Origin of the sequence: Paraburkholderia sp. SECH2, assembly GCF_030464795.1 — a bacterium.
GTDB lineage: Bacteria > Pseudomonadota > Gammaproteobacteria > Burkholderiales > Burkholderiaceae > Paraburkholderia > Paraburkholderia aspalathi.
Window position 1 is genome coordinate 103,889 of sequence record NZ_JALPRH010000023.1, and the last position, 23,283, is coordinate 127,171.

Annotated in this window: 23 protein-coding genes; 17 read left to right on the forward strand and 6 right to left on the reverse strand. The window is 61.3% G+C overall.

Going from position 1 to position 23,283, the window contains the following annotated elements; all coding sequences use genetic code 11:
• Positions 1 to 83 precede the first annotated feature (83 nt).
• The 3 genes from M0D66_RS29440 to M0D66_RS29450 form a co-directional block, all read right to left on the reverse strand.
• The gene (locus tag M0D66_RS29440; RefSeq protein WP_266212372.1) at positions 84 to 1,121 is read right to left on the reverse strand and encodes an ABC transporter substrate-binding protein; all 1,038 of its coding nucleotides are present in this window, start codon (positions 1,119 to 1,121) and stop codon (positions 84 to 86) included.
• A gap of 94 nt (positions 1,122 to 1,215) precedes the next feature.
• On the reverse strand, positions 1,216 to 2,442 hold the full coding sequence (locus M0D66_RS29445; RefSeq protein WP_200651281.1) for a Xaa-Pro peptidase family protein: 1,227 nt from the start codon (positions 2,440 to 2,442) through the stop codon (positions 1,216 to 1,218).
• Between the two features lie 40 nt (positions 2,443 to 2,482).
• Positions 2,483 to 3,367, reverse strand: a complete 885-nt coding sequence (locus tag M0D66_RS29450) for a hypothetical protein (protein WP_093632874.1) — start codon at positions 3,365 to 3,367, stop codon at positions 2,483 to 2,485.
• Positions 3,368 to 3,488: 121 nt separating this feature from the next.
• On the opposite strand from M0D66_RS29450, the gene M0D66_RS29455 reads away from it, so the two are divergent.
• The 7 genes from M0D66_RS29455 to M0D66_RS29485 all read left to right on the forward strand — a co-directional run bounded on the left by M0D66_RS29455 (position 3,489) and on the right by M0D66_RS29485 (position 10,498).
• The gene (locus M0D66_RS29455) at positions 3,489 to 4,403 is read left to right on the forward strand and encodes a LysR substrate-binding domain-containing protein (protein WP_266212373.1); all 915 of its coding nucleotides are present in this window, start codon (positions 3,489 to 3,491) and stop codon (positions 4,401 to 4,403) included.
• 627 nt (positions 4,404 to 5,030) lie between these two features.
• Entirely contained in the window at positions 5,031 to 6,176 is a 1,146-nt protein-coding gene (locus M0D66_RS29460; protein WP_266212374.1) for a porin, read from the forward strand.
• Between the two features lie 144 nt (positions 6,177 to 6,320).
• On the forward strand, positions 6,321 to 6,788 hold the full coding sequence (locus M0D66_RS29465; protein ID WP_093632877.1) for a MarR family winged helix-turn-helix transcriptional regulator: 468 nt from the start codon (positions 6,321 to 6,323) through the stop codon (positions 6,786 to 6,788).
• 16 nt (positions 6,789 to 6,804) lie between these two features.
• A complete protein-coding gene (locus M0D66_RS29470) occupies positions 6,805 to 7,368 on the forward strand; it encodes an isochorismatase family protein (protein WP_266212375.1) in 564 nt (187 codons plus the stop codon).
• Between the two features lie 55 nt (positions 7,369 to 7,423).
• Positions 7,424 to 8,764: an MFS transporter gene (locus M0D66_RS29475; protein WP_266212376.1), complete on the forward strand. Its 1,341-nt coding sequence runs from the start codon at positions 7,424 to 7,426 to the stop codon at positions 8,762 to 8,764.
• A gap of 90 nt (positions 8,765 to 8,854) precedes the next feature.
• Positions 8,855 to 9,031: a hypothetical protein gene (locus M0D66_RS29480; protein WP_266212377.1), complete on the forward strand. Its 177-nt coding sequence runs from the start codon at positions 8,855 to 8,857 to the stop codon at positions 9,029 to 9,031.
• 102 nt (positions 9,032 to 9,133) lie between these two features.
• The gene (locus tag M0D66_RS29485) at positions 9,134 to 10,498 is read left to right on the forward strand and encodes a glutamine synthetase family protein (protein ID WP_266212378.1); all 1,365 of its coding nucleotides are present in this window, start codon (positions 9,134 to 9,136) and stop codon (positions 10,496 to 10,498) included.
• A gap of 102 nt (positions 10,499 to 10,600) precedes the next feature.
• Here M0D66_RS29485 and M0D66_RS29490 read toward each other — a convergent pair whose 3' ends face one another.
• Positions 10,601 to 12,124 carry a CoA-acylating methylmalonate-semialdehyde dehydrogenase gene (locus tag M0D66_RS29490; protein WP_093632881.1) on the reverse strand — a complete coding sequence of 508 codons (1,524 nt, stop codon included), beginning with the start codon at positions 12,122 to 12,124 and terminating at the stop codon, positions 10,601 to 10,603.
• Positions 12,125 to 12,295: 171 nt separating this feature from the next.
• The gene (locus tag M0D66_RS29495; protein ID WP_256457799.1) at positions 12,296 to 13,375 is read right to left on the reverse strand and encodes a hypothetical protein; all 1,080 of its coding nucleotides are present in this window, start codon (positions 13,373 to 13,375) and stop codon (positions 12,296 to 12,298) included.
• Between the two features lie 209 nt (positions 13,376 to 13,584).
• On the opposite strand from M0D66_RS29495, the gene M0D66_RS29500 reads away from it, so the two are divergent.
• The 3 genes from M0D66_RS29500 to M0D66_RS29510 all read left to right on the forward strand — a co-directional run bounded on the left by M0D66_RS29500 (position 13,585) and on the right by M0D66_RS29510 (position 16,439).
• Entirely contained in the window at positions 13,585 to 14,490 is a 906-nt protein-coding gene (locus M0D66_RS29500) for a LysR family transcriptional regulator (protein WP_266212379.1), read from the forward strand.
• A gap of 130 nt (positions 14,491 to 14,620) precedes the next feature.
• A complete protein-coding gene (locus M0D66_RS29505; protein ID WP_266212380.1) occupies positions 14,621 to 15,298 on the forward strand; it encodes an HAD family hydrolase in 678 nt (225 codons plus the stop codon).
• Positions 15,299 to 15,302: 4 nt separating this feature from the next.
• Positions 15,303 to 16,439, forward strand: coding sequence for a DSD1 family PLP-dependent enzyme (locus M0D66_RS29510; protein WP_266212381.1), 1,137 nt, complete (start codon positions 15,303 to 15,305; stop codon positions 16,437 to 16,439).
• Positions 16,440 to 16,502: 63 nt separating this feature from the next.
• Here M0D66_RS29510 and hpaR read toward each other — a convergent pair whose 3' ends face one another.
• On the reverse strand, positions 16,503 to 16,910 hold the full coding sequence (hpaR, locus tag M0D66_RS29515) for a homoprotocatechuate degradation operon regulator HpaR (RefSeq protein ID WP_093632886.1): 408 nt from the start codon (positions 16,908 to 16,910) through the stop codon (positions 16,503 to 16,505).
• A 177-nt stretch (positions 16,911 to 17,087) separates the two neighbouring features.
• Between hpaR and M0D66_RS29520 the strand changes: the two genes are divergently transcribed.
• From M0D66_RS29520 to hpaI, 7 genes are all read left to right on the forward strand, one after another.
• On the forward strand, positions 17,088 to 17,861 hold the full coding sequence (locus M0D66_RS29520) for a fumarylacetoacetate hydrolase family protein (RefSeq protein WP_266212382.1): 774 nt from the start codon (positions 17,088 to 17,090) through the stop codon (positions 17,859 to 17,861).
• Positions 17,858 to 18,616, forward strand: coding sequence for a fumarylacetoacetate hydrolase family protein (locus tag M0D66_RS29525; RefSeq protein WP_266212383.1), 759 nt, complete (start codon positions 17,858 to 17,860; stop codon positions 18,614 to 18,616). Before M0D66_RS29520 ends, M0D66_RS29525 begins: the two co-directional genes overlap by 4 nt.
• Positions 18,617 to 18,695: 79 nt before the next feature.
• Positions 18,696 to 20,153, forward strand: a complete 1,458-nt coding sequence (gene hpaE / locus M0D66_RS29530) for a 5-carboxymethyl-2-hydroxymuconate semialdehyde dehydrogenase (protein WP_266212384.1) — start codon at positions 18,696 to 18,698, stop codon at positions 20,151 to 20,153.
• 61 nt (positions 20,154 to 20,214) lie between these two features.
• Positions 20,215 to 21,078: a 3,4-dihydroxyphenylacetate 2,3-dioxygenase gene (gene hpaD, locus M0D66_RS29535; RefSeq protein ID WP_120308159.1), complete on the forward strand. Its 864-nt coding sequence runs from the start codon at positions 20,215 to 20,217 to the stop codon at positions 21,076 to 21,078.
• Between the two features lie 21 nt (positions 21,079 to 21,099).
• Positions 21,100 to 21,498 carry a 5-carboxymethyl-2-hydroxymuconate Delta-isomerase gene (locus M0D66_RS29540; RefSeq protein ID WP_200620270.1) on the forward strand — a complete coding sequence of 133 codons (399 nt, stop codon included), beginning with the start codon at positions 21,100 to 21,102 and terminating at the stop codon, positions 21,496 to 21,498.
• 74 nt (positions 21,499 to 21,572) lie between these two features.
• Positions 21,573 to 22,376 carry a 2-oxo-hept-4-ene-1,7-dioate hydratase gene (hpaH, locus tag M0D66_RS29545; protein ID WP_266212385.1) on the forward strand — a complete coding sequence of 268 codons (804 nt, stop codon included), beginning with the start codon at positions 21,573 to 21,575 and terminating at the stop codon, positions 22,374 to 22,376.
• A gap of 20 nt (positions 22,377 to 22,396) precedes the next feature.
• Positions 22,397 to 23,200, forward strand: a complete 804-nt coding sequence (hpaI, locus tag M0D66_RS29550; protein ID WP_266212386.1) for a 4-hydroxy-2-oxoheptanedioate aldolase — start codon at positions 22,397 to 22,399, stop codon at positions 23,198 to 23,200.
• The last annotated feature ends 83 nt before the right edge of the window (positions 23,201 to 23,283 follow it).

Sequence of the window (23,283 nt, forward strand, 5' to 3'; positions counted from 1 at the left end):
CACCACAGGCCGTACAACACCTGCAGTCCGGCACGAAGCCGCAAGACCTCGTGCCGTCGAAATCCGCCTGACGTTACCGCCTGTCAGGCGCCAGCGAGTCCGGCCTGCACTTTCGAGGCGACGTCGGCAGGCACCCATTGCTTCCACATCTCCGGATGCTCGCGCAGGAATTGCGTGGCCATGACCGAGCCGTCGAGTTTCTTCGTGCTCATCTCGAGGATCGTGCTGTTCAGGAAGTCCATCGGAAACTTGACCTTGCCGAGCATCGACACGAGCTGCGGGTCAGCGTCGTAGAACGGCGTGGATACGCCTACCGTGACATGCGAGACCATGTACGAGGAAGCGCATTGCGAGGTACTGCTTTCGTCGCGCAAGGTCTTCCAGCACGCGTCGTTATAGGCAGGCATCTTCAATTCGACGAACTTATACTTCGCCATCAACGCGGCTGGGCCCCAGTAATAGAACACGATCGGCGCGCCACGCTGGTACGCGGAAGCGATCGCGGCATCGAGCGCCGCGCCTGTGCCTGGGTGGAAGTTGGTGTAGCTCGCATCGAGATTCAGCACCTTCAGCAAGCGCGTGTTGACCCGTTCGCAATCCCAGCCCGTCGGGCAGTTTAGAAAGCGGCCCTTGTCCGGTTCCTCGTCGTCGGCGAATACGCTTTTGTACTTCGGCAGGTCAGTCACTGAAACAAGACCTGCTGCGAGCGGCTTGATGCCACGTTTGGGATCGCCCTTCACCACGTATTCCGGCACGAACCAGCCTTCCTTCGTACCGCCCGGCAAGGTGTCGCCCACCAGCTTGACGCTGCCCGATGCCACAGCCTTCGCGGTGATCTCGCTGCGCCCGGTCCATTGTTCGGCCCATACCTGCACGTCGTTGTGCGCGAGCGCAGTTTCGGTGGCTGCCGTGCTGCCGGGCACGACATCGGTCTTGCAGCCGTAACCCTTCTCCAGAATCTGCCGCAGCACTTCGGTCGCAAAGGAGCCGCTTTCCCACGTAATGCCGGCGAAATGCACCGTCTTGCCCTGCGCGCACCAGCTATCCGCAGCGTGCGCGGTGACGCCGGTCAAAGCCATGGCGGCGGCGCACAGCACCGTCCGAAGTTGTCTGAATTGCATCGTCGATCACCCTTGGAACGTTGAATTGCAATGAGCCGGCATGTGCGAGGGCCTTGACCCTTGCCTCACATGCCGATGAGGACACGCCATGCGCTCAGGCGAGCAGGCGCTTCTCGAACGGATAGTCGGACAGCAGTTCCACGCGGCCGTCATCGCGCACATACACCTGCTCTTCCAGCTTGACGCCTTCGCCGCCATCTTCATGGCCGATATAGCTTTCGATGCACAGCGTCATGCCGGGCTCGATCACGCCGTCATAGCCCTTGGCGTCGTTGTCCTCGCGATGGACGATGTACGGATACTCACCGGTCATGCCGACGCCATGCGCAAGCGCGAAATAGCGGCGCGCCTGATAAGGGCCGGGAATCTTCCAGGCCTTCGCAATGAACTCCTGAAACGTCGTGCCGGCGCGCACGTTCTCCATATTCGAATGCACCTGTTCGTAGGCGAGTCTGTAGAGCGTTTTCTGTGCTGTCGTAGCGGGAGCGTCGCCGCACAGGAAGGTGCGCGAGAAGTCCGCGTAATAGCCGAAGCGCCCCACGACATCCGTATCGAGGCCAACGAGCTCGCCTGTCTGGATCTTGCGCGGGCTGCTTTCCTGGAACCACGGATTGGTGCGCGGACCCGAGCTGATCAAACGTGTTTCCACGTAGTCGCCGTCCGTTTCGATGATGTGCTTGTGCAGATGCGACCAGAGTTCGTTTTCGCTGATGCCTGGCACGAGAGCGGCCTCCAGCTTACGCACGCCCTCTTCGGCGGCGCGCAAAGATGAGCGGATCATCTTGATCTCGTTCGGCACTTTGATCGAGCGGGCCCGTTCGAGCGGTTCCTGCGCGTCGCTGATCTGATAGCCGCGCGCTTGCAACGCAAAAGCCGCCGCCGACGTCGCGCTCTCGATGGCGATGCGTTTGCCGCCGCCGCTCTGCTTGACCAGTTCGTCGATTTCGTCGGCCCAGCGTTCGGTGACGCGGCCCAGCATGTCGTCGCAGAAGTAATAGGAAATCGCGGTAGCGGGTCGTACTTCATCGACCGTGTCGAGTCCGTCCGCGAGAAAATCGCAGCCGGCGTATTCGAACAGCACGACCTTGCCTTCGGCCGGTACGAACAGATAGCGCGCCGGATTGCGCATCGAATAGACCTGCATGTTGCGCGAGCCGGTCGCGTAGCGCATATGCGTGGGGTCGAACAGGATCGCGGCGGTCAAATCGCGCTTTTTCAGTTCACGGCGCACGGCGGCAAGCCGGTCACGCTGGATCTGCGCGATTTCCTCCGCAGTGGGTTCGCAATCTTCCGGGCGGTGAGTCGGGCGAATAATCGTCATGTTTTTGAAGGGGATGTGGGGTAGTTTTATAAAAACAGCTTCAATCGACGAGGTCGTCCGCGCGCACAAGCCGCTGTTCAGCTTCCAGATGCATTTCGGAAACTCGTCCATACAGTTGACGCGTGCGTTCGAGCCTGCCGATCACACCGGGCTTCTGCGAGTACGCGAAGATCGCGGTATGCCGGTCGATGCCGCCCTGCACCTTGGTGACGCGGTGCAATGAAAAACGTCCTTTGAACAGTTGCAGATCGCCGGGCTGCAACGTGATCACATTGATCGGCGCACGAGTCTCGCCGCGCACCACGCTGCCGACGTCGCCATAGTTCTCGCCTTGGGGAGAACGGATATTCGGGCAATACTCGAAATCGCCACCCGCTTCCGGCTGTTGCGTCATCATCGAGACGATGAATTCGTTGGTATCGTAGTGCCACGGCTGTTCGGTGCCCGGCGGCATGACGTTCTGAACCAGCCCGGCATAAGGGTCCGCGTATTCCCAGACACGCGTTTCGCCGAGGCAGGCCGCGACGAAACGCTTCATCGCCTGGGCCACATAGATGCGATGCACGATCGCGTCGGCGGGAATCACATCGCGGGTGACGAAGCCGCTGGTGCGGTCCATGAAGACGCGGCGCGGATCGTCGGCGGGCAGCGACGGGTCGTCCGCCGTGAAGTAGGCGTTGACCTTACGAGTCGAAAAGTAGGTCTTGGCCGCCAGCGCGACACCTTCGGCCCGCGCCTGGACGAGCGCCTCGGGCCGCAGAAAACCGTGCAGCACCGCGCTGCCGTTGCCCGCCAGGTGGGCGCGGCAGCTTGCGATCAGCTCGCGCATACGGGGATGGTCCGGATCGTGCAACGGATAGCGCCCGGTATCGACGATGTCGCTCAAATCGTTGCATTCGGCATCGGCAAGAGGAAGGACTGACACGGCGGGACTCCAGATTAGGGGTTCAGACTGATTTGTGACGCGAATTGTTTTCGACAACAATCACCTCACTGACGCCCCCATGTTTTGATCGCCAAATTTCTTTGGAAAGCGAGTAATTCCGATGGCTTCCATCAGCGGACCCGATTGGTCGAAACTGAGTTCTCTGGACCCCGAACTGGTGCGGGCGTTCGTTGCCGTGGTCGATAGCGGCGGGTTTACCGCGGCGGCCAAATTGCTGCACCGCACACAGTCGACCATCAGTCTGCGAATCCGCACGCTGGAGGACCGGTTGGAAACGCACATGTTTCTGCGTAACAGCCGGCGGTTGGCTTTGTCGCGCGATGGCGAGAATTTTTTGATTCACGCCCGACGGATTATTCAGGTGCAGAACGAGGCGATTGCCGCGCTGAACCGGAGTAATAGTGATGGGGTGATCCGGTTTGGGCTGCCCGAGGACTATGCGGAGTTATGGCTGCCTGAGTTGCTCAAGAAGTTTTATGCGCTGAGGCCGGGCGCGCGGCCGCATATTCATTGCCGGATGTCGTTGGAGTTGCTGGAACGGTTGCAGGCCGGGGAGCTGGATCTGGCGCTAGTGGTGCGGCATGGGTCGCAGACCAGTGGGCGGCATCTCGGGCGTGAAGAGGTGGTGTGGGCGGCGCATCGGGATTTTGTTCTGGAGCCTGAGGTTCCTGTGCCGTTGGCTTTGTTTCCTGAGACTTGTTGTTATCGGCAGCGGGGGCTTGAAGCGCTTGCCGCGCTTGAGCGGCAGTATCAGGTCGTTTATACCAGTCAGAGTCCTACTGGGATTAAGGTTGCTGTTAATCATGGGGCGGCTGTTACGATTATTGATCGGTGTACTTTGCCGGATAACTGGCGGGTTTTGGGGGCTCAGGATGGGTTGCCTGCTTTGCCTCCGGCTGATCTGGAGTTGCATCGGGCTTCTGTTAATCGGGATCCGGCGGTGGATGTGCTCGCCGGGTTGATTGAGGAGATGGTGGAGGAGAGGCGCAATGTTGTTGTGGGGGTTGCTGCCTAGCTTTTGCTGGTTTGTTGCCTGCGCGGCGCTTGCTGTCAGTGTTCTTAGGGTTTTGGCCTTTCCTTGTTCTGGCTTTGGTGCCTTTCCTTGCATTGTTAGTGGTCTATTAGCGTTGCCCCTGTGCGGGGCGGCACTTACTTTCTTTGCCGCCGCAAAGAAAGTAAGCAAAGAAAGCGGCTAGATGCCCCTGCTAAGCGGGTCCCGCAGCTCGCTCACGGTAGTGGTGCGACTGGAATCTGTGTTCGTGCCACTACATGCTCTTGTGACAAGGGCGTCATTCTTCCGGCGGCGCTGCGCGCGCCGAAGCGTTGTTCTTAACACCGTCTGGTTTGTCACCCTTCTCGCTTCGTCCTTGGTCCTTGGTCCTTGGTCCTTGGTCCTTGGTCCTTCGCCCTGCGTCTCGTTCGGTCGTGCCTATCTCGTCTTGCTCTGGCTTCCCTCGCGTGTTGTTCGCGCGCTCTTCAACCGATTAATTCGGATCGCAAAGGGTTTGCGGTTGGGTTGTCATCTCTCCTGTGATTGCTCCATCGGGGTTTCCGATTGGTGCCATCAGAATTCCTCGCTTTGCAAAAAGTATTGTCCGGAAAATCATGCGTCGGCCACTTGCCAAACCATTCCGGAGATCTTATGAAAAAGAATGTCCTCGCCGTCGCCCTGGTCGGCGTCGTCACCTCCCCCGCCTTCGCGCAGAGCAGCGTGACGCTGTATGGGGTCATCGATGAAGGGATCGACTATACGAATAACGTCGGGCACGGTAGCGTCGTGGAACTCGCCAGCGGTTACGCTCAAGGCAGTCGCTGGGGCCTGAAAGGCTCGGAAGATCTCGGTGGTGGCCTCAAAGCAATCTTTCAACTCGAAAATGGCTTCGATCTGAATTCCGGGCGGCTCAATCAGGGCGGTCGGATGTTCGGGCGGCAAGCCTATGTGGGGCTGAGCAGCGATCGCTTCGGCTCCGTTACGCTTGGCCGTCAATACGATTCGGTCGTCGATTACCTCGCGCAAACTACCGCCAACGGCAATTGGGCCGGCTATCTGTTTGCGCACCCGTACGACAACGACAATACCGATAACTCGTTTCGTGTCGATAACACCATCAAGTACGCCAGCCCGGATTTCTCGGGGTTCCAGTTCGGTGGCACGTATAGCTTCAGCAACGATACGAATTTCGCCAACAATCGTCAGTACAGCTTCGGCGCTCAATACGCAAATGGCGGGCTGCTGGTCGCGGCGGCCTATTTGCAGGCGAATAATCCCGGCGTGGGTTCGAACGGGGCAATTACCGCCAACGATGCAAGCTTCATCGCCGGACGCATGCGCGTGTTCGGCGGCGGGATCAATTACACGTTCGGCTCTGCGACGGTCGGCTTCGCGTATACCAACTCGAACTACAAGGACCCCACCGGTAACGGGTATATCGGCATCCCGCTTGCCGCGAACGGCGTCCTGCTGAACACGCTCAAATACCAGAACTTCGAAGTGAACGGCAAATACCAGATCACACCCGCGTTCTTTGTCGGCGCGCAGTATGTCTACACGATGGAGACATACGACGCATCCACTGGCAGCGTGAAGCCCAAAATCCACTCCGTTGGACTGATGGCGGATTACAACCTGTCCAAACGCACGGACGTCTACGTTCAAGGCGAGTATCAGAAGGTCGCAGGCAGTTCGACCAACTCGATTCTCGACGACGCATTCGTCCCAGGCACGCAGTCTCCCTCGTCGACGCAGAATCAGGTCGTGGCCCGCGTGGCGCTTCGCCATAAGTTCTAAACGGCGCGTCGCCGCGCGCCAACCCGATTACTCAAGCCCAACACGGAATGCGTGGCTCACCTTGCATTCCGCTGTCAATCCAGTCAACTTGACTCCCGGCAGATACGAAGGTAACCTTCGTAGGTAACCTTCACATCTGCCGGTATGTCCAGCAACGACACTCAGCCCACACGGCCCCTCTCCGATCCCGACGCGTTGCATGCAACGGCGGAAGATCTGCGCGTACTGGTCGGTAAGTTACGCCGCCGGTTGCGCGAAGAAGCACATGTGGGCGATTTCACGCCGTCGCAGGTGCAGGTTCTCAGTCTGCTCGAACGCGAAGGTCCGGCAACGGTCACCGCGCTCGCGCGCATCCAGGGGATGCGGCCGCAATCCATGGGCGAGACGCTTTCAGTTCTGAAAGCAGCCGGACTCGTGAGCGGCGCACCCGACCCGAACGACGGGCGGCAAACCGTCCTCTCCCTCACGCCCGCCTTCCGCAAGAAAATCAAGGCAAGCCGCGCGGCGCGCGAAGACTGGCTATTCCGTACGATCCAGACCCGCTTCTCCGCCGCCGAACAGAAACAACTCGCGATTGGCGTCGACTTGCTCAAACGCCTCATCGATTCGTAACTCTCAGGAAAACACCATGGCCCTCACTACGCTCGACGCAATGACCGCATTGGTCGTCATCGATTTGCAGCAAGGTATCGTCGCGCTGCCTACTGCCCATCCCACCGCAGAGGTTGTCAAGCGCTCCGTTGGTCTGATCGATGCATTTCGCCGCCACGGTCTGCCGGTGGTGCTCGTCAACGTGGCAGGTGGCGCGCCCGGCCGCGCGGAACAGTCGCGTCCTGCCGGCGACTTCCCCGCCGGCTTTGCGGACCTCGTTCCCGAACTGAATCAGCAGCCGTCGGATCATCTGGTGACCAAGCGCACCTGGGGCGCGTTCACGAACACCGACCTCGAAGCGTATCTGCGCAAACAAGGCGTCACGCAGGTGGTATTGGTCGGCGTTGCCACCAGCATCGGCGTCGAGTCAACCGCGCGTTTCGCCCAGGAACTCGGCTTCAACGTCACGTTCGCGGTAGACGCGATGACGGACATGAACCCGGACGTGCACACCAACAGCATCACGCGAATCTTCCCGCGCCTCGGCGAAACCGGTACGACGCAGGACGTCCTCGATCTTCTTGAGACATCGCGCGCATGATCATGCGTCTGAACCGCCGTGCGGCGCGGCGAATCGTCCACTCGGGGATGTCCCGGTGAGCGGCACATTTCGTTCGCTGCGTACGTTCAACTACCGGGTCTGGGCCAGCGGTGCGATCGTCTCCAACGTCGGGACATGGATGCAGCGCACGGCACAGGACTGGCTCGTGCTCACTGAACTCACGCATCACAATGCCACCTCCGTGGGCATTGTGATGTCGCTGCAGTTCGGGCCGCAAATGCTCCTACTGCCCCTAACCGGCTATGCGGCCGATCATTTCGATCGGCGCAAGCTGCTGTTCGCCACCCAGGGGGCGATGGGCACGTTGGCGTTATGCCTCGGGATTCTCACCGTGACCGGCCTCGTGCAGTTATGGCAGGTCTATGTGTTTGCGGGCTTGCTCGGCTGTGTCACCGCGTTCGATTCGCCGGCGCGTCAAACCTTTGTCTCCGATCTGGTGGGAGAAGCCGATCTGTCGAACGCGGTCGCGCTGAACTCCACCTCGTTCAACGCAGCGCGAATGATCGGGCCTGCCGTCGCAGGGCTATTGATCGCCTCAGTGGGCACGGGCTGGGTGTTTCTGATCAACGGGCTCTCCTTCGTCGCCGTGCTCGGTTCGCTGCGCATGCTGCGCATCAGCGAACTGAATGTGAAACCACGCGCAACACGCACGCGCGGCAGCTTCGTGGAAGGCTTCAAGTATGTGTGGCGCCGTCCCGATCTGAAAGCCGCGCTGTTGATGATGTTTCTGATCGGGACGTTCGGGCTGAACTTCCCGATCTTCATCTCGACCATGTCGGTCACCGCTTTTCATGCGGGCGCGAGTCAATACGGCGTGCTGAGCTCGACCATGGCGATCGGTTCGGTAACCGGTGCGCTGCTCTCCGCACGCAGAGCGAAGCCTCGCATGGCTCTTCTGCTCGGCGCAGCGGCCGTTTTCGGCGTGGGCTGCACGATCGCCTCGCTCATGCCGAACTACGTCTTGTTCGGCCTGGCGCTCGTCGTGGTTGGCGTGGCGACACAGACGTTCAACACGTCGACGAACAGCCTCGTGCAAATCTCCACCGAGCCGGCCATGCGTGGCCGGGTCATCGCGATCCTGCTGGCCATCGCCCTGGGCGGCACGCCGCTCGGCGCGCCGGTGGTGGGTTGGGTCGCGGATCGCTTCGGTCCGCGTTGGGCGCTCGGCGTCGGCGCTGCATCGGGCTTCGCCGCGGCGGTCGTCGGCTTGATGTATCTGGTCAAGTATCGTCAGTTGCGCGTGTATGTCGAGGCTGGGCGTTTGCGCTACAGCATCGATGATCCGCGCCAGGCGCCGCCTTATGTCAGTCCCGTCACGGCAGTACAGAATGCCGTGTTGCATGAAGCCGAAGAGGATACGTCGGCTGGGGTTTGAGGGGTGCTGCGCGGAACGCGTCGAAGCAGCGGAGCGCCCCGTTATTTCGTCGAGCAACGCGCCCTGCCCACAGCTATACTCGTGTGCATCATGAAGCCCGCCGCATGGTCATCCAGCCGCAGTTGCCACGCCGATCCGGCGTGCGCGCACGCGCGCCTCGCCACGACGCGCCTCAATCCCCTGCTGAACGTGATTCTCGCTTTCTGGGCAATCTGGCATTGCCGTCACGCACGTCCCCCGTTGTTCTCTCTGCATCCGCTCGTCTGAGCTGAATCCGACGCCGCCATCCGCGGCTCTTCCGATTTTTTCGTCGCTCCGCGCGCCTGATGCGGAGGACGAGGCACGCGCCAATGCGCAGAGAGAACCGACATGCAATTCGCCCACGAACAGGAAGCGCTGAGTTTCCTCGAACAGAATCCCGATATCGATCTGATCGAACTCTTTATCGTCGACGCCGCCGGCGTGCCGCGCGGCAAGCTGCTTCATCGTGAAGAACTACTCGCCGTGTATCGCAGCGGACGGCCGCTGCCGAGCGCGATCATGAATCTGACCATCAACGGCGACGACACCGAGGACAGCGGCCTCGTCTGGGACGTGGGCGATATCGACTGCCGCGCCTATCCGCTGCCGGGCAGCCTCGTGCGCCTGCCGTGGCGCAAGATGCCGACCGCCGCCGTGCAGGTTCAGATGCATCCCGAAGAAGGCCTGCCCGCCGGCGTCGCCGATCCGCGGCAACTGCTTGCGCGCATCGTCGATGATCTACAAGCGGAGGGTTTCTTTCCGGTGATGGCGTGCGAACTCGAGTTCTATCTGCTGGATGCAAAACTCGATGCACAGGGTCGTCCGCAGCCCGCGCTCGATACCGACGGCCGCCGTCCGCGAACAACCCAGGTGTATGGCCTGCGCGAACTCGAACAGATCGAGCCGTTCCTGAGGGATCTCTACGATGCCTGCCGCGAACAGAACATACCGGTACGCACCGCGATTTCCGAATACGCACCGGGCCAGGTGGAGATCACACTCGAACACGGCCCCGCGCTCGAAGCGATGGATCATGCCGTGCGCTACAAGCGCATCGTCAAGGGAGTCGCGAACGCGCACGGCATGAGCGCATGTTTCATGGCCAAGCCGTTCGCCGACATCGCCGGTTCGGGCATGCACATGCACGTGAGCCTCGCCAATGAAGCCGGCGACAACCTCTTCGCCTCCGAAGACAAAGCCGGCACGCCACTGCTGCGCCAGGCGGTGGGAGGCATGTTGCACGGCCTGCTCGATTCGATGCTGATGTTCTGCCCGAACGCGAACTCGTATCGCCGCTTCCAGGCAAACAGCTATGCGCCGTGCACGCCGACATGGGGCGTCGATAACCGCACAGTCAGCCTGCGCGTGCCGGGCGGACCGGCGCCGAGCCGGCACGTCGAGCATCGCGTGTGCGGCGCCGATGCGAATCCGTATCTCGCTGCCGCGGCCATTCTTGCGGCCTCTCACCACGGCATTCGTGAATGCCTCGACCCGGGCGCGCCAATCGAAGGCAACGGTTATGCGCAAGCCACCACGCTGCTGCCGACCGACTGGTTGAGCGCCTTGAACGCGCTAGAACAGTCAGACTGGGCGAAGGACGTATTCGGCGCAAAATTCCTTAAGGTGTTCCTCGCGATCAAGCGCGCCGAGTATCGGCAGTTCATGGGCGAAGTCGGTGAACAGGACTGGCGCTGGTATTTGAACCAGGCTTGATTGCTTGTCACTGCGTGCTGCGTGCATGTTGCTGATTCATTAAAAAAGCCGCGCCTGAAATCAGGCGCGGCTTTTTTGACTACGGCAATACAGTTCTATTGCTTACTTCGCCACCGGCATCGTGAACTCAGCACCCTTCGCGATGCTATCCGGCCAGCGCTGCATGATGCTCTTGTAGCGTGTGTAGAAACGCACGCCTTCTTCGCCATACGCGTGGTGATCGCCGAACAGCGAACGCTTCCAGCCGCCGAACGAGTGCCATGCCATCGGCACCGGAATCGGCACATTGATGCCGACCATGCCCACCTGAATCTGCCGGCCGAACGCACGCGCCACGCCGCCATCCGACGTGAAGAGCGACACGCCGTTGCCGAATTCATGTGCATTGATCAACTCGACCGCGCTCGCGAAATCGGGCACGCGCACCACCGCCAGCACCGGGCCGAAGATTTCTTCCTTGTAGATTTTCATCTCGGTACCGACCTGGTCGAACAGCGTACCGCCGATGAAGAAGCCGTCCGCATTCGTGACCGGATGCGCGCGGCCATCGACGATAAGCTTCGCGCCTTCCGCCACGCCCGAGTCGATATAGCCGGCCACCTTGGCCTTATGTTCAGCGGTAACCAGCGGACCCATTTCGGCGTCGAGGTTCTCGCCGTTCTTGATCACCAGAGACTTCACGCGCGGCACGAGACGCTCGATCAGTTCATCGGCGACATTGCCCACCGCCACCGCGACCGAGATCGCCATGCAGCGCTCGCCTGCCGAACCGTAGGCAGCACCGATCAGGGCGTCCACCGCCTGGTCCAGATCGGCGTCCGGCATCACCACCAGATGATTCTTCGCGCCGCCGAGCGCCTGCACGCGCTTGCCGCGCTTCGATGCTTCCGTATAGATATATTCGGCGATCGGCGTGGACCCGACAAACGACAGCGCCGCGACGTCCGGGTGTTCAATCAGCGCATCCACGGCTACCTTGTCGCCGTTGACAACGTTGAACACGCCATCAGGCAAACCGGCTTCCTTCAGCAGTTCGGCAATGCGCAACGAAGCCGACGGGTCGCGCTCCGACGGCTTCAGCACGAACGTGTTGCCGCAGGCAAGCGCAACCGGGAACATCCACATCGGCACCATCACCGGGAAATTGAAGGGCGTGATCCCCGCCACTACGCCCAGCGCCTGACGCAGATTCCAGTTGTCGATGCCGCCGCCGATCTGGTCGGTGAAATCGGTCTTCAGCAGATTCGGAATGCCGCAAGCGAACTCGACCACTTCGATGCCGCGCACCACCTCACCTTGCGCGTCCGTGAACACCTTGCCGTGTTCGCGGGTAATCAGCATCGCCAGTTCGTCGTGATGCTTGTTCAGCAGTTCCTTGAACTTGAACAGAATGCGGGCACGCTTGATCGGCGCGGTTTCGCTCCAAGCGGGAAAGGCAGCCTTGGCGGCCTTGACCGCCGCGTCCACTTCCTCGACCGATGCCAAAGCGACCGAGCCGGTCACCTGGCCCGTGGCGGGATTGAACACGTCCTTGAAGCGGCCGCTGGTCGACGCAGCCGGTGCGCCGCTGATGTAATGCCCCAACTGTTGCACCGACAACTTCGCTTGTTCGTTCACTGCATTCATTTCGTTCCTCGTGTTCGGGATAGGCCGCAAGGGTTGATCCGCCAACTGTATCGACGGCGCCGGTCATATTCCCGATACAGCACAATAAAACCGCGCCTCACTGTATTGTTTTTCACGAGGCAACTGTATTGGCCGACGAGGTTGGCGCAACTCCAGGAAAAAACGCTCAACTCAGCGCCATTGCTCGGTCAATTCATTGGCCAACACCATCTTTTCGCGGACGAGCTCGATAAAGCCGGCGTCCGCGCCGTTCTGGGCTTTGAGGAATTTCAGCGCCGCGGAATGAACGGTTCGCATCGACCTGCCGTCGATCCCAGCCATGCGCGCCGCGCTGCGACGGGTTTCCTCGACCAGATCACGCGCGCTGCTGAAGTCGGGTGACAGACCGGTCTGCGCTTCGAAGCCGGCGCGCAATCCGGCCGCATATTCACGCGACTGTCCCAGCCGGTCGATATCGATCATCAGATCGACGCCGTCGGCCATGCGCAGCGCACAGAGAATCCATAGCGCGACGAACGCCCGATACGCGTTGTTGCCTTCTGCCGTGCGCGCGTATTGCTCGCATGCCATGGCGTAGTCGTCATCCGAGGTGGGCACGCCAGGCGGCAAGCTCACGCCGCAGATTTCGATGGCCTGCCGGACCAGCGGCTCCGTCTGGTTCAGACCCAGCACGCGAAACGGCGCGGCCACGAAAAACGAATTGCTCCATTGCTGATTGAGCAGCCACCCCGAGGCGAACTGCGAAGCGGGATTGCGCAACACGGCTGCGTGCATGATCTGTGGGAACGCTTGCTTGAGCCACGGCAGCCGGCCCGACGAACGGCAAAACTTGAAGACGGGTACGCTGCCGTGCTCAGCGGTGCGTTCCCACAGGTTGGCCAGATAGGCCTGCAAGGCGGGGAATTCCGCGTCGGGTGCAGGCGCAAAGCGGTCGGTGCCGAAGCGCTTCCTGTATCCGGCTACGCCGCGTGCGCTCTCCTGGAGAAACGGCCGATACTCTTCGAAATACGGCGCGGCGAGCGGCGGGTGTCCAGAAGTTAATGTAGGGCGGGACGCAGAAACGTCGGCGAGGCTCAGATCGGCGAGCACGTTGCTGAACGGTTCATAGAATCCGGTGACGGAATCGAGTGCACGCAGACGCGACCAGACCCACGTTCCTGCGCTGCGCCAGCCCGTGTGCAGGAATACCCCCTGTTTCAGGGCATTTTGTTGCGCGGCGGCGCCCGGACTCGTTCCTCGTGACAACGACATGGGACTTCTCTTCAAATGGAAGCAACAACGATTCGACGGAAGGCGGGTGCTGCCCGCCCCACCTGGTTCAAGTGCACACTTTAGCCGTTCAAGCTGTCGGCTTCGTTACGGACGTATCAGTTTACCTTGCAAGAACGTCTTGTGATGCACTGGAACAGCGCATCCAAACGCTTTAAGCTGCCAGACTCCCGAACTCAAAAGCTTCTGCCATGAACGACTCGGCCGATATCCGGTTTCTGCTGGCCATCCGCGAAAGTGGCAGCCTGATCGCCGCGGCGCGAAAACTGGGCCTGTCGCCCTCGGCGGTGACCCAGCGCCTGCAGCAGCTCGAAAAGAAACTGGACACGCAGCTGGTGACCCGCACGGCGCGCCGTTTGCAGTTCACGGAAGAAGGCGCGCTCCTATGCGAACGCGGCGCCGAACTGGTCGAGCAGTTCGACTCGCTGTTCGAAGACCTGCAGACACGCCGGGGCGGCCTGGTCGGCACGCTGAAAGTCAATGCGCCACTGGGATTCGGCCGGCGTCACCTCGCGCCCGCCATCGCCGACTTCCAGCAGCAACACCCGGATGTCGACGTGGCGCTCACACTGTCCGACCAGCCGTTGACCGACACGATAGACTGCTTCGACATCGTCGTGCATATCGGCGACTTGCCGGTATCGAATCTGGTCGGCTATGCGATTGCGCCGAATGCGCGCTTCGTCTGCGCCGCGCCCGCGCTGCTCAAACGTACTGGTCAACCGGAGTCGCCGGAAGACTTGAGCAAGCTGCCGTGCATCGTGCTGCGCGAGAACAACGAGGACGTCTCGCTGTGGCAGTTCAGCAAGGGCCGCACACGCCGCAGCGTGCGCGTTTCTCCGCATCTGAGCTGCAACGACGGCGATGTGATCCGCCAGTGGGCTTGCGAAGGCCGTGGCGTGATCCTGCGCTCCGAATGGGACGTAGCCGAAGACATCGCGAAGGGAAGGCTCGTGCGGTTGCTGCAAGGCTGGAAAGCACCAGACGCCGACGTAATCGCGCTCACGCATCAGCGAACGGGAATGCCCGCTCGCACGCGGCATTTCATGCAGTACCTACAGGGTAGATTCAGGCCGCTGCCGCCGTGGAGAAGATAACGCACGAAACGTGACGAGTCACGTCGCGGATGGCACATTCACTCAAACTGAATCTTAGAGTTACCTTGGCTGAACTCCGTGCGAGCAGTGAAACTTTATAATCGGCTCACCGTTCCTCGCCGGTTAAATCATGACCTCCATATCGACTCCGACCGCCTACCCCAAGGCCGTCCTCTTCGACCTCCTGACCGCCCTGCTCGATTCGTGGACGTCATGGAATCACGCCGCAGGGTCCGAACAGCTGGGCCGTGCGTGGCGCGCCGCCTATTTGCGTCTGACCTACGGCTGCGGCCGCTACATTGCGTACGAACAATTGGTGCGTGAGGCGGCCGCCGAAGTTGGACTGCCTGAATCCGCCGCGCTTGCGCTCGAAGTCGACTGGCTGAAACTTACCCCATGGAGCGGCGCTCTCGACGCCTTGCACGCACTCCGCCCGCATTGCAAACTGGCAATTGTCACCAACTGCTCCATCCGCCTCGGTACGCAGGCTGCCGGGATTTTCCCAATCCACTGGAACGCTATCGTCACCGCCGAAGAAGCCGGCATGTACAAGCCGGACCCGTTGCCTTACCGGCTCGCGCTCGGCAAACTGGGTGTAGACGCCCATGAAGCCGCGTTCGTGGCCGGTTCCAGCTACGACATGTTCGGCACAGCCGCGGTCGGGTTGAGGACATACTGGCACAACCGCGTGGGTCTGCCGCTGGTGGCGGGAGCACAGCCGCCCGAAATCGAGGCGCCCACGCTCGACTCGCTGGTCCCATGGCTCGGCCAGTTCGGCCAGACCGAAAGCCACTCCATTCCCCGGTGAAACCATGAAACTCGAGCATATCGACACCCCTGCCGCGCTGATCGACATCCCCCGGATGCAGAAGAACATCGCGAGAATGCAGGGACATATGAACGCACTGGGCGTCGCATTCCGGCCGCACGTCAAGACCACCAAATGCATCGACGTTGTCCGTGCGCAGATCGCCGCCGGCGCGCGCGGCATCACGGTCTCGACCCTCAAAGAGGCGGAAGCATTCTTCGCGGCCGGCGTCAGCGATATTCTCTACGCGGTCAGCATCGCCCCTTCAAAGCTGCCGCGAGCACTGGCGCTGCGCCGCCAGGGTTGCGATCTGAAACTGGTGGCCGACAATCCGACCGCCGCAGCAGCCATCGCCGCCTTCGCGGACCAGCACGGCGAATCCTTTGAGGTGTGGATCGAGGTGGACACGGATGGCCACCGCTCGGGGATTACGCCGGAACAGGACACGCTGCTCGAAGTCGGCCGGATTCTGCACGAGAACGGCGTCAAGGTGGGCGGTGTGATGACTCACGCCGGTTCCAGCTATGAGCTTCATACGCCGGAGGCGCTCGCCGCGCTGGCGGAGCAGGAACGCGCCGGCTGCGTGCGCGCGGCGCAACGGTTGCGCGACGCAGGCATTCCGTGCCCAGCGGTGAGCGTCGGGTCGACGCCCACGGCGCTGGCCGCCGAGCAACTGGATGGCGTGACCGAAGTGCGGGCGGGTGTCTACGTTTTCTTCGATCTGGTCATGCACAACGTCGGCGTGTGCGCGCTTGAAGATATCGCGCTGAGTGTGCTCGCGACCGTGATCGGGCATCAGGCGGACAAAGGCTGGGCGATTCTCGACGCAGGCTGGATGGCGATGAGCCGTGACCGCGGCACCTCGAAGCAGCCGCACGATTTCGGCTACGGCCAGCCGTGTTTATTGAACGGGACACCGCTTGGCGGTTTTGTCGTGAGCGGCGCCAATCAGGAGCACGGGATTCTGTCGTCGTCGGAAGACGGTGAGCCTGTGGACGACATCGCGCAGCGCTTTCCCATCGGCATGAAGCTGCGTATCCTGCCCAATCACGCGTGCGCGACCGGTGCACAGTTCCCCGAGTATCACGCGGTGTCGGCGAATGGCGGCAGCGTCGAGTGGAGGCGATTTCAGGGGTGGTAAGAGAATGGCCATGGCCTGCGCGAGCGCAGTTCATCGCCAGAAATTAACCAACAACGCGCTGCTTCACTCCTCCTCGTCTTCCAGCCCGGCAAGCAGATCGTCGACCGCGCGATACACGCGCTCGACGATTTCCGGCCCCACCTTGCGCTCCAGTTCGCGATAGTGCGCCTCGAGATCCTTCGAGATCACGCGCACCAGGTCCACGCTCGTATCAGTAAGCGACACCAGCACGCGGCGCTGGTCTTCCGCGAAACGCTCCTTGGTCACCAACTCCATACTCTCCATGCGCGCGAGCACACCCGCCATGCTCGGGCTCGAAATCGTGCAGATATCGGAGATGTGACGCGGCTCCATCGGCCCGTGCTCGTTGAGCGCGCGAATCACGCGCCATTGCTGCTCGGTCAGTCCGTGCGCGGTAATCAATGGCCGGAAACGCTCCATCATTTTTTCTCTGGCGCGCAGCAACAGCATGGGCAGGTTGCGGTGCAAAACTCGGGTAGAAGCAGATGCGGACATGGCAGATAAATTAAAAGCAGCTGTCGAAGCTTAAGGGAAAACCCGCGATCGGCCGACAGGCTATTGACCGTGGATGATATCAAGCGCAATACTACTAACATGTTAGTGTTTTTGCCGAGAGACAGCTAATTTATGTTTGCACTTGCCGATCACCTGTTGCATCCGGAAGGCGACGCGCTGCCTCGCGATGTGGATGCGCGCACCGTTGCCGCGCTGCTTGCACGCGGCATTGCCTGCCGCGCGCCGGTTTCCGGTGCTGTGTATGGAACCTTGCTGAACGACCGCGCCGCTTTGGCCGCGCTGGGCGACGCAGTGCATGCTGCTCCCTATAAAGCCCCGCCCAAAGCACCGATTCTCTATCTGAAGCCGCGCAATACGTTCGCCGGTCATCGCGCACGTGTTGCCGTGCCTGACGATGCATTGGGCGTGGAAGTCGGCGCTTCGCTGGGTATCGTGATCGGCCGCACTGCAACACGCGCTAGCGCGGAGCAGGCGTTCGACTACATCGCCGGCTATACGCTGGTCGCCGATCTGAGCGTGCCGCATGCGAGCGTGTACCGCCCTTCAGTACGGTTCCGGGCGCGTGACGGTTTTTGCGTGATCGGGCCGGCGGTGGTTGCAGCGCATCATCTTGTTGCGCCGGACAACCTGGCGATCAAGGTTTCGCTTCCTGGGCGCGAAGTATTCACTGCGAATACTGCGTCGTCGGTACGCAGCGTGGCGCAATTGCTTGCGGACGTAACCGATTTCATGACATTGAGTGCCGGCGACGTCATTACGCTCGGCGTGCCTCATGGTTCGCCAGTTGCCCATATCGGCGACACGGCTACGCTGTCGATTGGCGGTTTGCCGCCGCTCGAGGTGTCGTTTGTCGGTGCAGCAGAACCGGATGGAGAACAGCAATGATGCGCGGCCGTGTTGCGTATGCAGGAGCGATTCACGAAGCCTATCCGGATGCGAACGGCGTGCGCCTTGCCGACGGCCGCGTACGTCGTGAGGATGAAGTGGTGTGGCTCGCACCGATCGAGGTCGGCACGATTTTCGCGCTTGGCTTGAACTACGCGGAGCACGCGAAGGAACTGCAATTCAACAAGCAGGAAGAGCCGTTGGTCTTTCTCAAAGGCCCGGGCGCGGTCATCGGTCACCGCGGCTTCACGCGCCGCCCCGCCGACGTCACCTTCATGCACTACGAGTGCGAGCTGGCGGTGGTCATCGGCCAAACCGCGCAGAACGTCAAACGCGAAAACGCCATGCAGCATGTGGCCGGCTACATGATCGCCAACGACTACGCGATCCGCGACTACCTGGAAAACTACTACCGCCCCAACCTGCGCGTGAAGAATCGCGACGGCGGCACGGTGCTCGGCCCCTGGTTCGTCGATGCTGCCGATGTCGAAGACGTCACGCAACTCGAATTGCGCACCTTCGTGAACGGCACGCGGCAGCAACACGGCAACACGCGCGATCTCGTCACCGATATCCCGGCGTTGATCGAATACCTCAGCGGCTTCATGACCCTCGCACCCGGCGACGTGATCCTGACCGGTACGCCGGAAGGCATCGTCAACGTCAATGCGGGCGACGAAGTGGTCTGCGAAATCGACGGCCTTGGCCGTCTCGTCAATACGATTGCATCCGACGCGGACTTCGGCCGCGCCTGATACGACGGCTTTGCACAGGACCCGAGTAACGCGCTAAAGCGCGAACTCCAGTCGACAGCTAAAGAGAAAGGACAACACAATGCGAATCGACCATCTGATCAACGGCAAATCGAGCACCGCGAAAGACTACTTCGAGACCGTCAATCCGGCGACGCAAGACGTGCTCGCTGAAGTGGCGCGTGGCGGTGCGGAAGAAGTCGACGCCGCCGTACGCGCCGCCAAAGAGGCGTTTCCGGCATGGGCCGGCAAGCCCGCAGCGGAACGCGCAAAAATCATCCACAAGCTCGGCGAGTTGATCGCGAAGAACGTGCCGGACATCTCGGAGACCGAGACGAAAGACACCGGGCAGACGATCTCGCAAACGCGCAAGCAACTCGTGCCGCGCGCCGCCGACAACTTCAGCTATTTCGCGGAGATGTGCACGCGCGTCGACGGCCACACGTATCCCACCGATACGCATCTGAACTACACGCTTTTCCATCCGGCCGGCGTCTGCGCACTGATCTCGCCGTGGAACGTGCCGTTCATGACGGCAACGTGGAAAGTCGCACCCTGCCTCGCGTTCGGCAATACCGCCGTGTTGAAGATGAGCGAACTGTCGCCGCTGACCGCCTCGATGCTCGGCAATCTCGCGCTCGAAGCCGGCATTCCTGCTGGCGTGCTGAACGTCGTGCACGGCTTCGGCAAGGACACCGGCGAACCGCTGGTGGCGCACCCGGATGTACACGCGGTGTCGTTCACCGGATCGACTGCAACCGGCAACCGCATCGTGCAAACCGCGGGCCTGAAGAAGTTTTCGATGGAACTGGGCGGCAAGTCGCCGTTCGTGATCTTCGACGACGCCGATTTCGAACGCGCGCTCGATGCCGCCGTGTTCATGATCTTCTCCAACAACGGCGAACGCTGCACGGCCGGTTCGCGCATTCTGGTGCAACGCTCGATTTACGCGCGCTTTGCCGAGCGTTTCGTCGAACGCGCAAAACGTCTGACGGTGGGCGATCCGCTGGCCGACAGCACGGTCGTCGGCCCGATGATCAGCCAGGGGCATCTGGCCAAGGTGCGCAGCTACATCGAACTGGGTCCGAAGGAAGGCGCCACGCTCGCATGCGGCGGACTCGACGCGCCCGACTTGCCGGAAGCCATGCGCAAAGGCAATTTCGTGCAGCCGACGGTATTCGTCGACGTCGACAATCGCATGCGGATCGCGCAGGAAGAAATCTTCGGTCCGGTCGCCTGCCTGATTCCGTTCGACGACGAAGCCGATGCGATCAAACTCGCCAACGACATTTCCTACGGCCTGTCGAGCTACATCTGGACCGAGAGCACCGGCCGCGCGCTGCGCGTCGCTGCAGCCGTGGAAGCCGGCATGTGCTTCGTCAACAGCCAGAACGTGCGCGATCTGCGCCAGCCGTTCGGCGGCACCAAGGCATCGGGCGTGGGCCGCGAAGGCGGCACGTGGAGCTATGAAGTGTTCCTCGAACCGAAAAACGTATGCGTATCGCTCGGCTCCCACCACATTCCGCGCTGGGGCGTCTGAAACGCGGGTCATTTGCGCGCGAGGGCACCAGGCCTCGCGCCACACAGAACAGGAGACCGCGATGGGCAAACTCGCGTTGGCAGCAAAAGTCACTCACGTCCCGTCGTTATATCTATCCGAACTGGACGGTCCGCATAAGGGCTGCCGTCAACCGGCAATCGACGGTCACCATGAAATCGGCCGCCGCTGCCGCGAATTGGGTGTGGATACGATCGTCGTCTTCGACGTGCATTGGCTGGTGAACAGCGAATACCACATCAATTGTGCGCCGAAGTTCGAAGGCGTCTATACGAGCAACGAACTGCCGCACTTCATCAAGAACATGCCGTACGCGTATCCCGGCAATGTCGGACTCGGCGATCTGATCGCGGAAGTCGCCAACGAAATGGGCGTGAAGAGCCGCGCGCACAGCGAGACCACGCTCGAACTCGAGTACGGCACGCTGGTGCCGATGCGCTATATGAACAGCGACCAGCACTTCAAGACCGTATCGGTAGCCGGCTGGTGCATGTGGCACGACCTTGAAACGAGCGCGCGCTTCGGCCTCGCGGTGCGCAAGGCCATCGAGGAACGTTACGACGGCACCGTGGCGATTCTGGCGAGCGGGTCGCTGAGCCACCACTTCGCCAACAACGGCACGGCCGAGCAGTTCATGCACAAGGTATGGAGCCCGTTTCTCGAACAGATGGACCGCCGCGTGGTCGAGTTGTGGGAAGCCGGCGACTGGAAGACCTTCTGCGAGATGCTGCCGCTCTATAACGAGAAGTGCTGGGGGGAAGGCGGCATGCACGACACCGCGATGCTGCTCGGCGCGCTCGGTTGGGATCGATACGACGGCAAGGTCGAAGTCGTCACACCGTATTTCGGCAGTTCGGGAACCGGCCAGATCAACGCGATCTTCCCCGTGACGCCCCTGCCCGCTTGAGTCCTGAGAGAGGAGCTTACCGTGCCACATCTGACACTCGAATACAGCGCCAATCTTGCTGATGAAGCAAGCATCGGACAGCTTTGCACCTCGCTCGCGGCTCGCCTTGCCGCGCAGCGCGACAACGACCAACGCGTCTTTCCGCTCGGCGGCATCCGCGTGCGCGCCTTGCGTTGCGACCAGTACTGCATAGCCGACGGCCGGCCCGACGCCGCCTTCCTGCATGCAAACCTGAAGATCGCCGCGGGCCGCTCGGATGCCGTAAAGAAGGCGACCGGTGACGCGCTGTTTGAAGCGATCAAACAGCACTTCGCCGCGGAGTTTGAAAAGCACGGCCTGGCGTTGTCGCTGGAGATCAATGAATTCAGCGAAGCCGGCACGTGGAAACACAACAATCTGCACGCGCGGCTTAAGGCCTGACACCGAGGCTCGAGGCTCCGGCCTAACATTGCGACCCGGTAAATGGGTCTGGCAGCCGCTCAAAGAGAACCATCATGCTAGACGAACAGACAATCCGCGACCTTGCGGCGCAACTCGACAACGCCGAGAAGACGCGCACCCAACTGCGCCACTTCTCCGCGAAATATCCCGAGATGACGGTACAGGACGGTTACGCGATCCAACGCGAGTGGGTGAAGCTAAAACTGGCCGAGGGCCACGTGATCAAGGGCCGCAAGATCGGCCTGACCTCACGCGCGATGCAGCGTTCCTCACAGATCGACGAACCCGACTACGCGCCATTGCTCGACAGCATGTTCATCGAAAACGGCCAGGACATCCGCGCTGATCGCTTCATAGCGCCGCGCGTGGAAGTCGAACTGGCCTTCATATTGAGCAAGCCATTGAAGGGCCCGGGCATCACGCTATTCGACGTTCTGGACGCCACGGCCTACGTGACCCCGGCCGTGGAAATTATCGACGCCCGCATCGAACAATTCGACCGCGAGACGAAGGCGCCGCGCAAGGTCTACGACACCATCTCCGACTTCGCGGCGAATGCCGGCATCGTACTGGGCGGCCGCCCGGTACGTCCTATGGACGTCGACCTCCGCTGGGTTGGCGCATTGCTTTACAAGAACGGCACCGTAGAAGAAAGCGGCCTGGCCGCCGCCGTGCTGAACCACCCCGCGACGGGCGTCGCATGGCTCGCAAACAAGATCGCCTCATACGACGAAGTCCTGAACGCGAACGACGTAATTCTGAGCGGCTCCTTCACGAGCCCGATCCCTGCGCGAGCGGGCGACACCTTCCACGTCGACTACGGTCCGCTGGGCGGCATTGGTTTAAATTTCATTTGAGCTCATTTGAGTCAATCGACATGTCTCTACCGCAAAACACATTCAAGCGCGCGCTAGCAGAGGACAAACCACAATTCGGCTTATGGGCGGCGCTTGCCGATGCCTACGTGACCGAATTGCTGGCCACGGCCGGCTTCGATTGGTTGTTGATCGACAACGAGCACGCACCGAACGACGTGCGCAGCACACTGGCGCAATTACAGGCGGTGGCCGCCTACACATCGCATCCGGTGGTCCGTCCCGTACGAAGCGACAGCGCACTGATCAAGCAATTACTCGACATAGGCGCCCAAACCCTGCTGCTCCCGATGATCGACACGGCGGAGCAAGCCGCGGAAGCCGTAGCGGCAACGCGCTACCCACCGGAAGGCATCCGCGGCGTGGGGAGTGCGTTGGCACGAGCATCGCGCTGGAACCGAATCCCCGACTACCTGACCACGGCGGCGCAGGAGCTGTGCGTACTGGTCCAGGTAGAAACCGTGGAGGGGATGAAAAACCTAACGGCAATCGCAAACGTGCAAGGCGTCGACGGCGTCTTCTTCGGCCCCGCGGACCTAAGCGCATCCATGGGCTTGCTAGGCAAACCAGGCGACGCAAGCGTACGCGAAGCGATCTGCAGCGGGATCAGGAAGGTACGAGAAGCCGGCAAAGCAGCGGGCGTACTAGCACCGGACCCGGGCATAGCAGCCGAATACTTGGCGGCGGGCGCAACATTCGTGGCGGTAGGAACAGACACGGGCCTACTAAGCAAAGCAGCAGCGGACCTGGCGGCCGCATACAAAAAGACAGCGCCAATGACAACACCGACAAAAGGCGGCTACTAACAAAACCCCACGGATCGGTTTTATGAGCTACTCTTCGGCGCGCGCAGCGCCGCCGGAAGTATGACGCCCTTGTCACAAGCTTA

Bases quoted from the DNA above. Each gene is read 5' to 3' on its own strand.
- M0D66_RS29440 (WP_266212372.1), bottom strand. From the start codon at position 1,121: ATGCAATTCAGACAACTTCGGACGGTGCTGTGCGCCGCCGCCATGGCT.
- M0D66_RS29445 (WP_200651281.1), bottom strand. From the start codon at position 2,442: ATGACGATTATTCGCCCGACTCACCGCCCGGAAGATTGCGAACCCACT.
- M0D66_RS29455 (WP_266212373.1), top strand. From the start codon at position 3,489: ATGGCTTCCATCAGCGGACCCGATTGGTCGAAACTGAGTTCTCTGGAC.
- M0D66_RS29460 (WP_266212374.1), top strand. From the start codon at position 5,031: ATGAAAAAGAATGTCCTCGCCGTCGCCCTGGTCGGCGTCGTCACCTCC.
- M0D66_RS29465 (WP_093632877.1), top strand. From the start codon at position 6,321: ATGTCCAGCAACGACACTCAGCCCACACGGCCCCTCTCCGATCCCGAC.
- M0D66_RS29470 (WP_266212375.1), top strand. From the start codon at position 6,805: ATGGCCCTCACTACGCTCGACGCAATGACCGCATTGGTCGTCATCGAT.
- M0D66_RS29480 (WP_266212377.1), top strand. From the start codon at position 8,855: ATGAAGCCCGCCGCATGGTCATCCAGCCGCAGTTGCCACGCCGATCCG.
- M0D66_RS29485 (WP_266212378.1), top strand. From the start codon at position 9,134: ATGCAATTCGCCCACGAACAGGAAGCGCTGAGTTTCCTCGAACAGAAT.
- M0D66_RS29490 (WP_093632881.1), bottom strand. From the start codon at position 12,124: ATGAATGCAGTGAACGAACAAGCGAAGTTGTCGGTGCAACAGTTGGGG.
- M0D66_RS29495 (WP_256457799.1), bottom strand. From the start codon at position 13,375: ATGTCGTTGTCACGAGGAACGAGTCCGGGCGCCGCCGCGCAACAAAAT.
- M0D66_RS29500 (WP_266212379.1), top strand. From the start codon at position 13,585: ATGAACGACTCGGCCGATATCCGGTTTCTGCTGGCCATCCGCGAAAGT.
- M0D66_RS29505 (WP_266212380.1), top strand. From the start codon at position 14,621: ATGACCTCCATATCGACTCCGACCGCCTACCCCAAGGCCGTCCTCTTC.
- M0D66_RS29510 (WP_266212381.1), top strand. From the start codon at position 15,303: ATGAAACTCGAGCATATCGACACCCCTGCCGCGCTGATCGACATCCCC.
- hpaR (WP_093632886.1), bottom strand. From the start codon at position 16,910: ATGCTGTTGCTGCGCGCCAGAGAAAAAATGATGGAGCGTTTCCGGCCA.
- M0D66_RS29520 (WP_266212382.1), top strand. From the start codon at position 17,088: ATGTTTGCACTTGCCGATCACCTGTTGCATCCGGAAGGCGACGCGCTG.
- M0D66_RS29525 (WP_266212383.1), top strand. From the start codon at position 17,858: ATGATGCGCGGCCGTGTTGCGTATGCAGGAGCGATTCACGAAGCCTAT.
- hpaE (WP_266212384.1), top strand. From the start codon at position 18,696: ATGCGAATCGACCATCTGATCAACGGCAAATCGAGCACCGCGAAAGAC.
- hpaD (WP_120308159.1), top strand. From the start codon at position 20,215: ATGGGCAAACTCGCGTTGGCAGCAAAAGTCACTCACGTCCCGTCGTTA.
- hpaH (WP_266212385.1), top strand. From the start codon at position 21,573: ATGCTAGACGAACAGACAATCCGCGACCTTGCGGCGCAACTCGACAAC.
- hpaI (WP_266212386.1), top strand. From the start codon at position 22,397: ATGTCTCTACCGCAAAACACATTCAAGCGCGCGCTAGCAGAGGACAAA.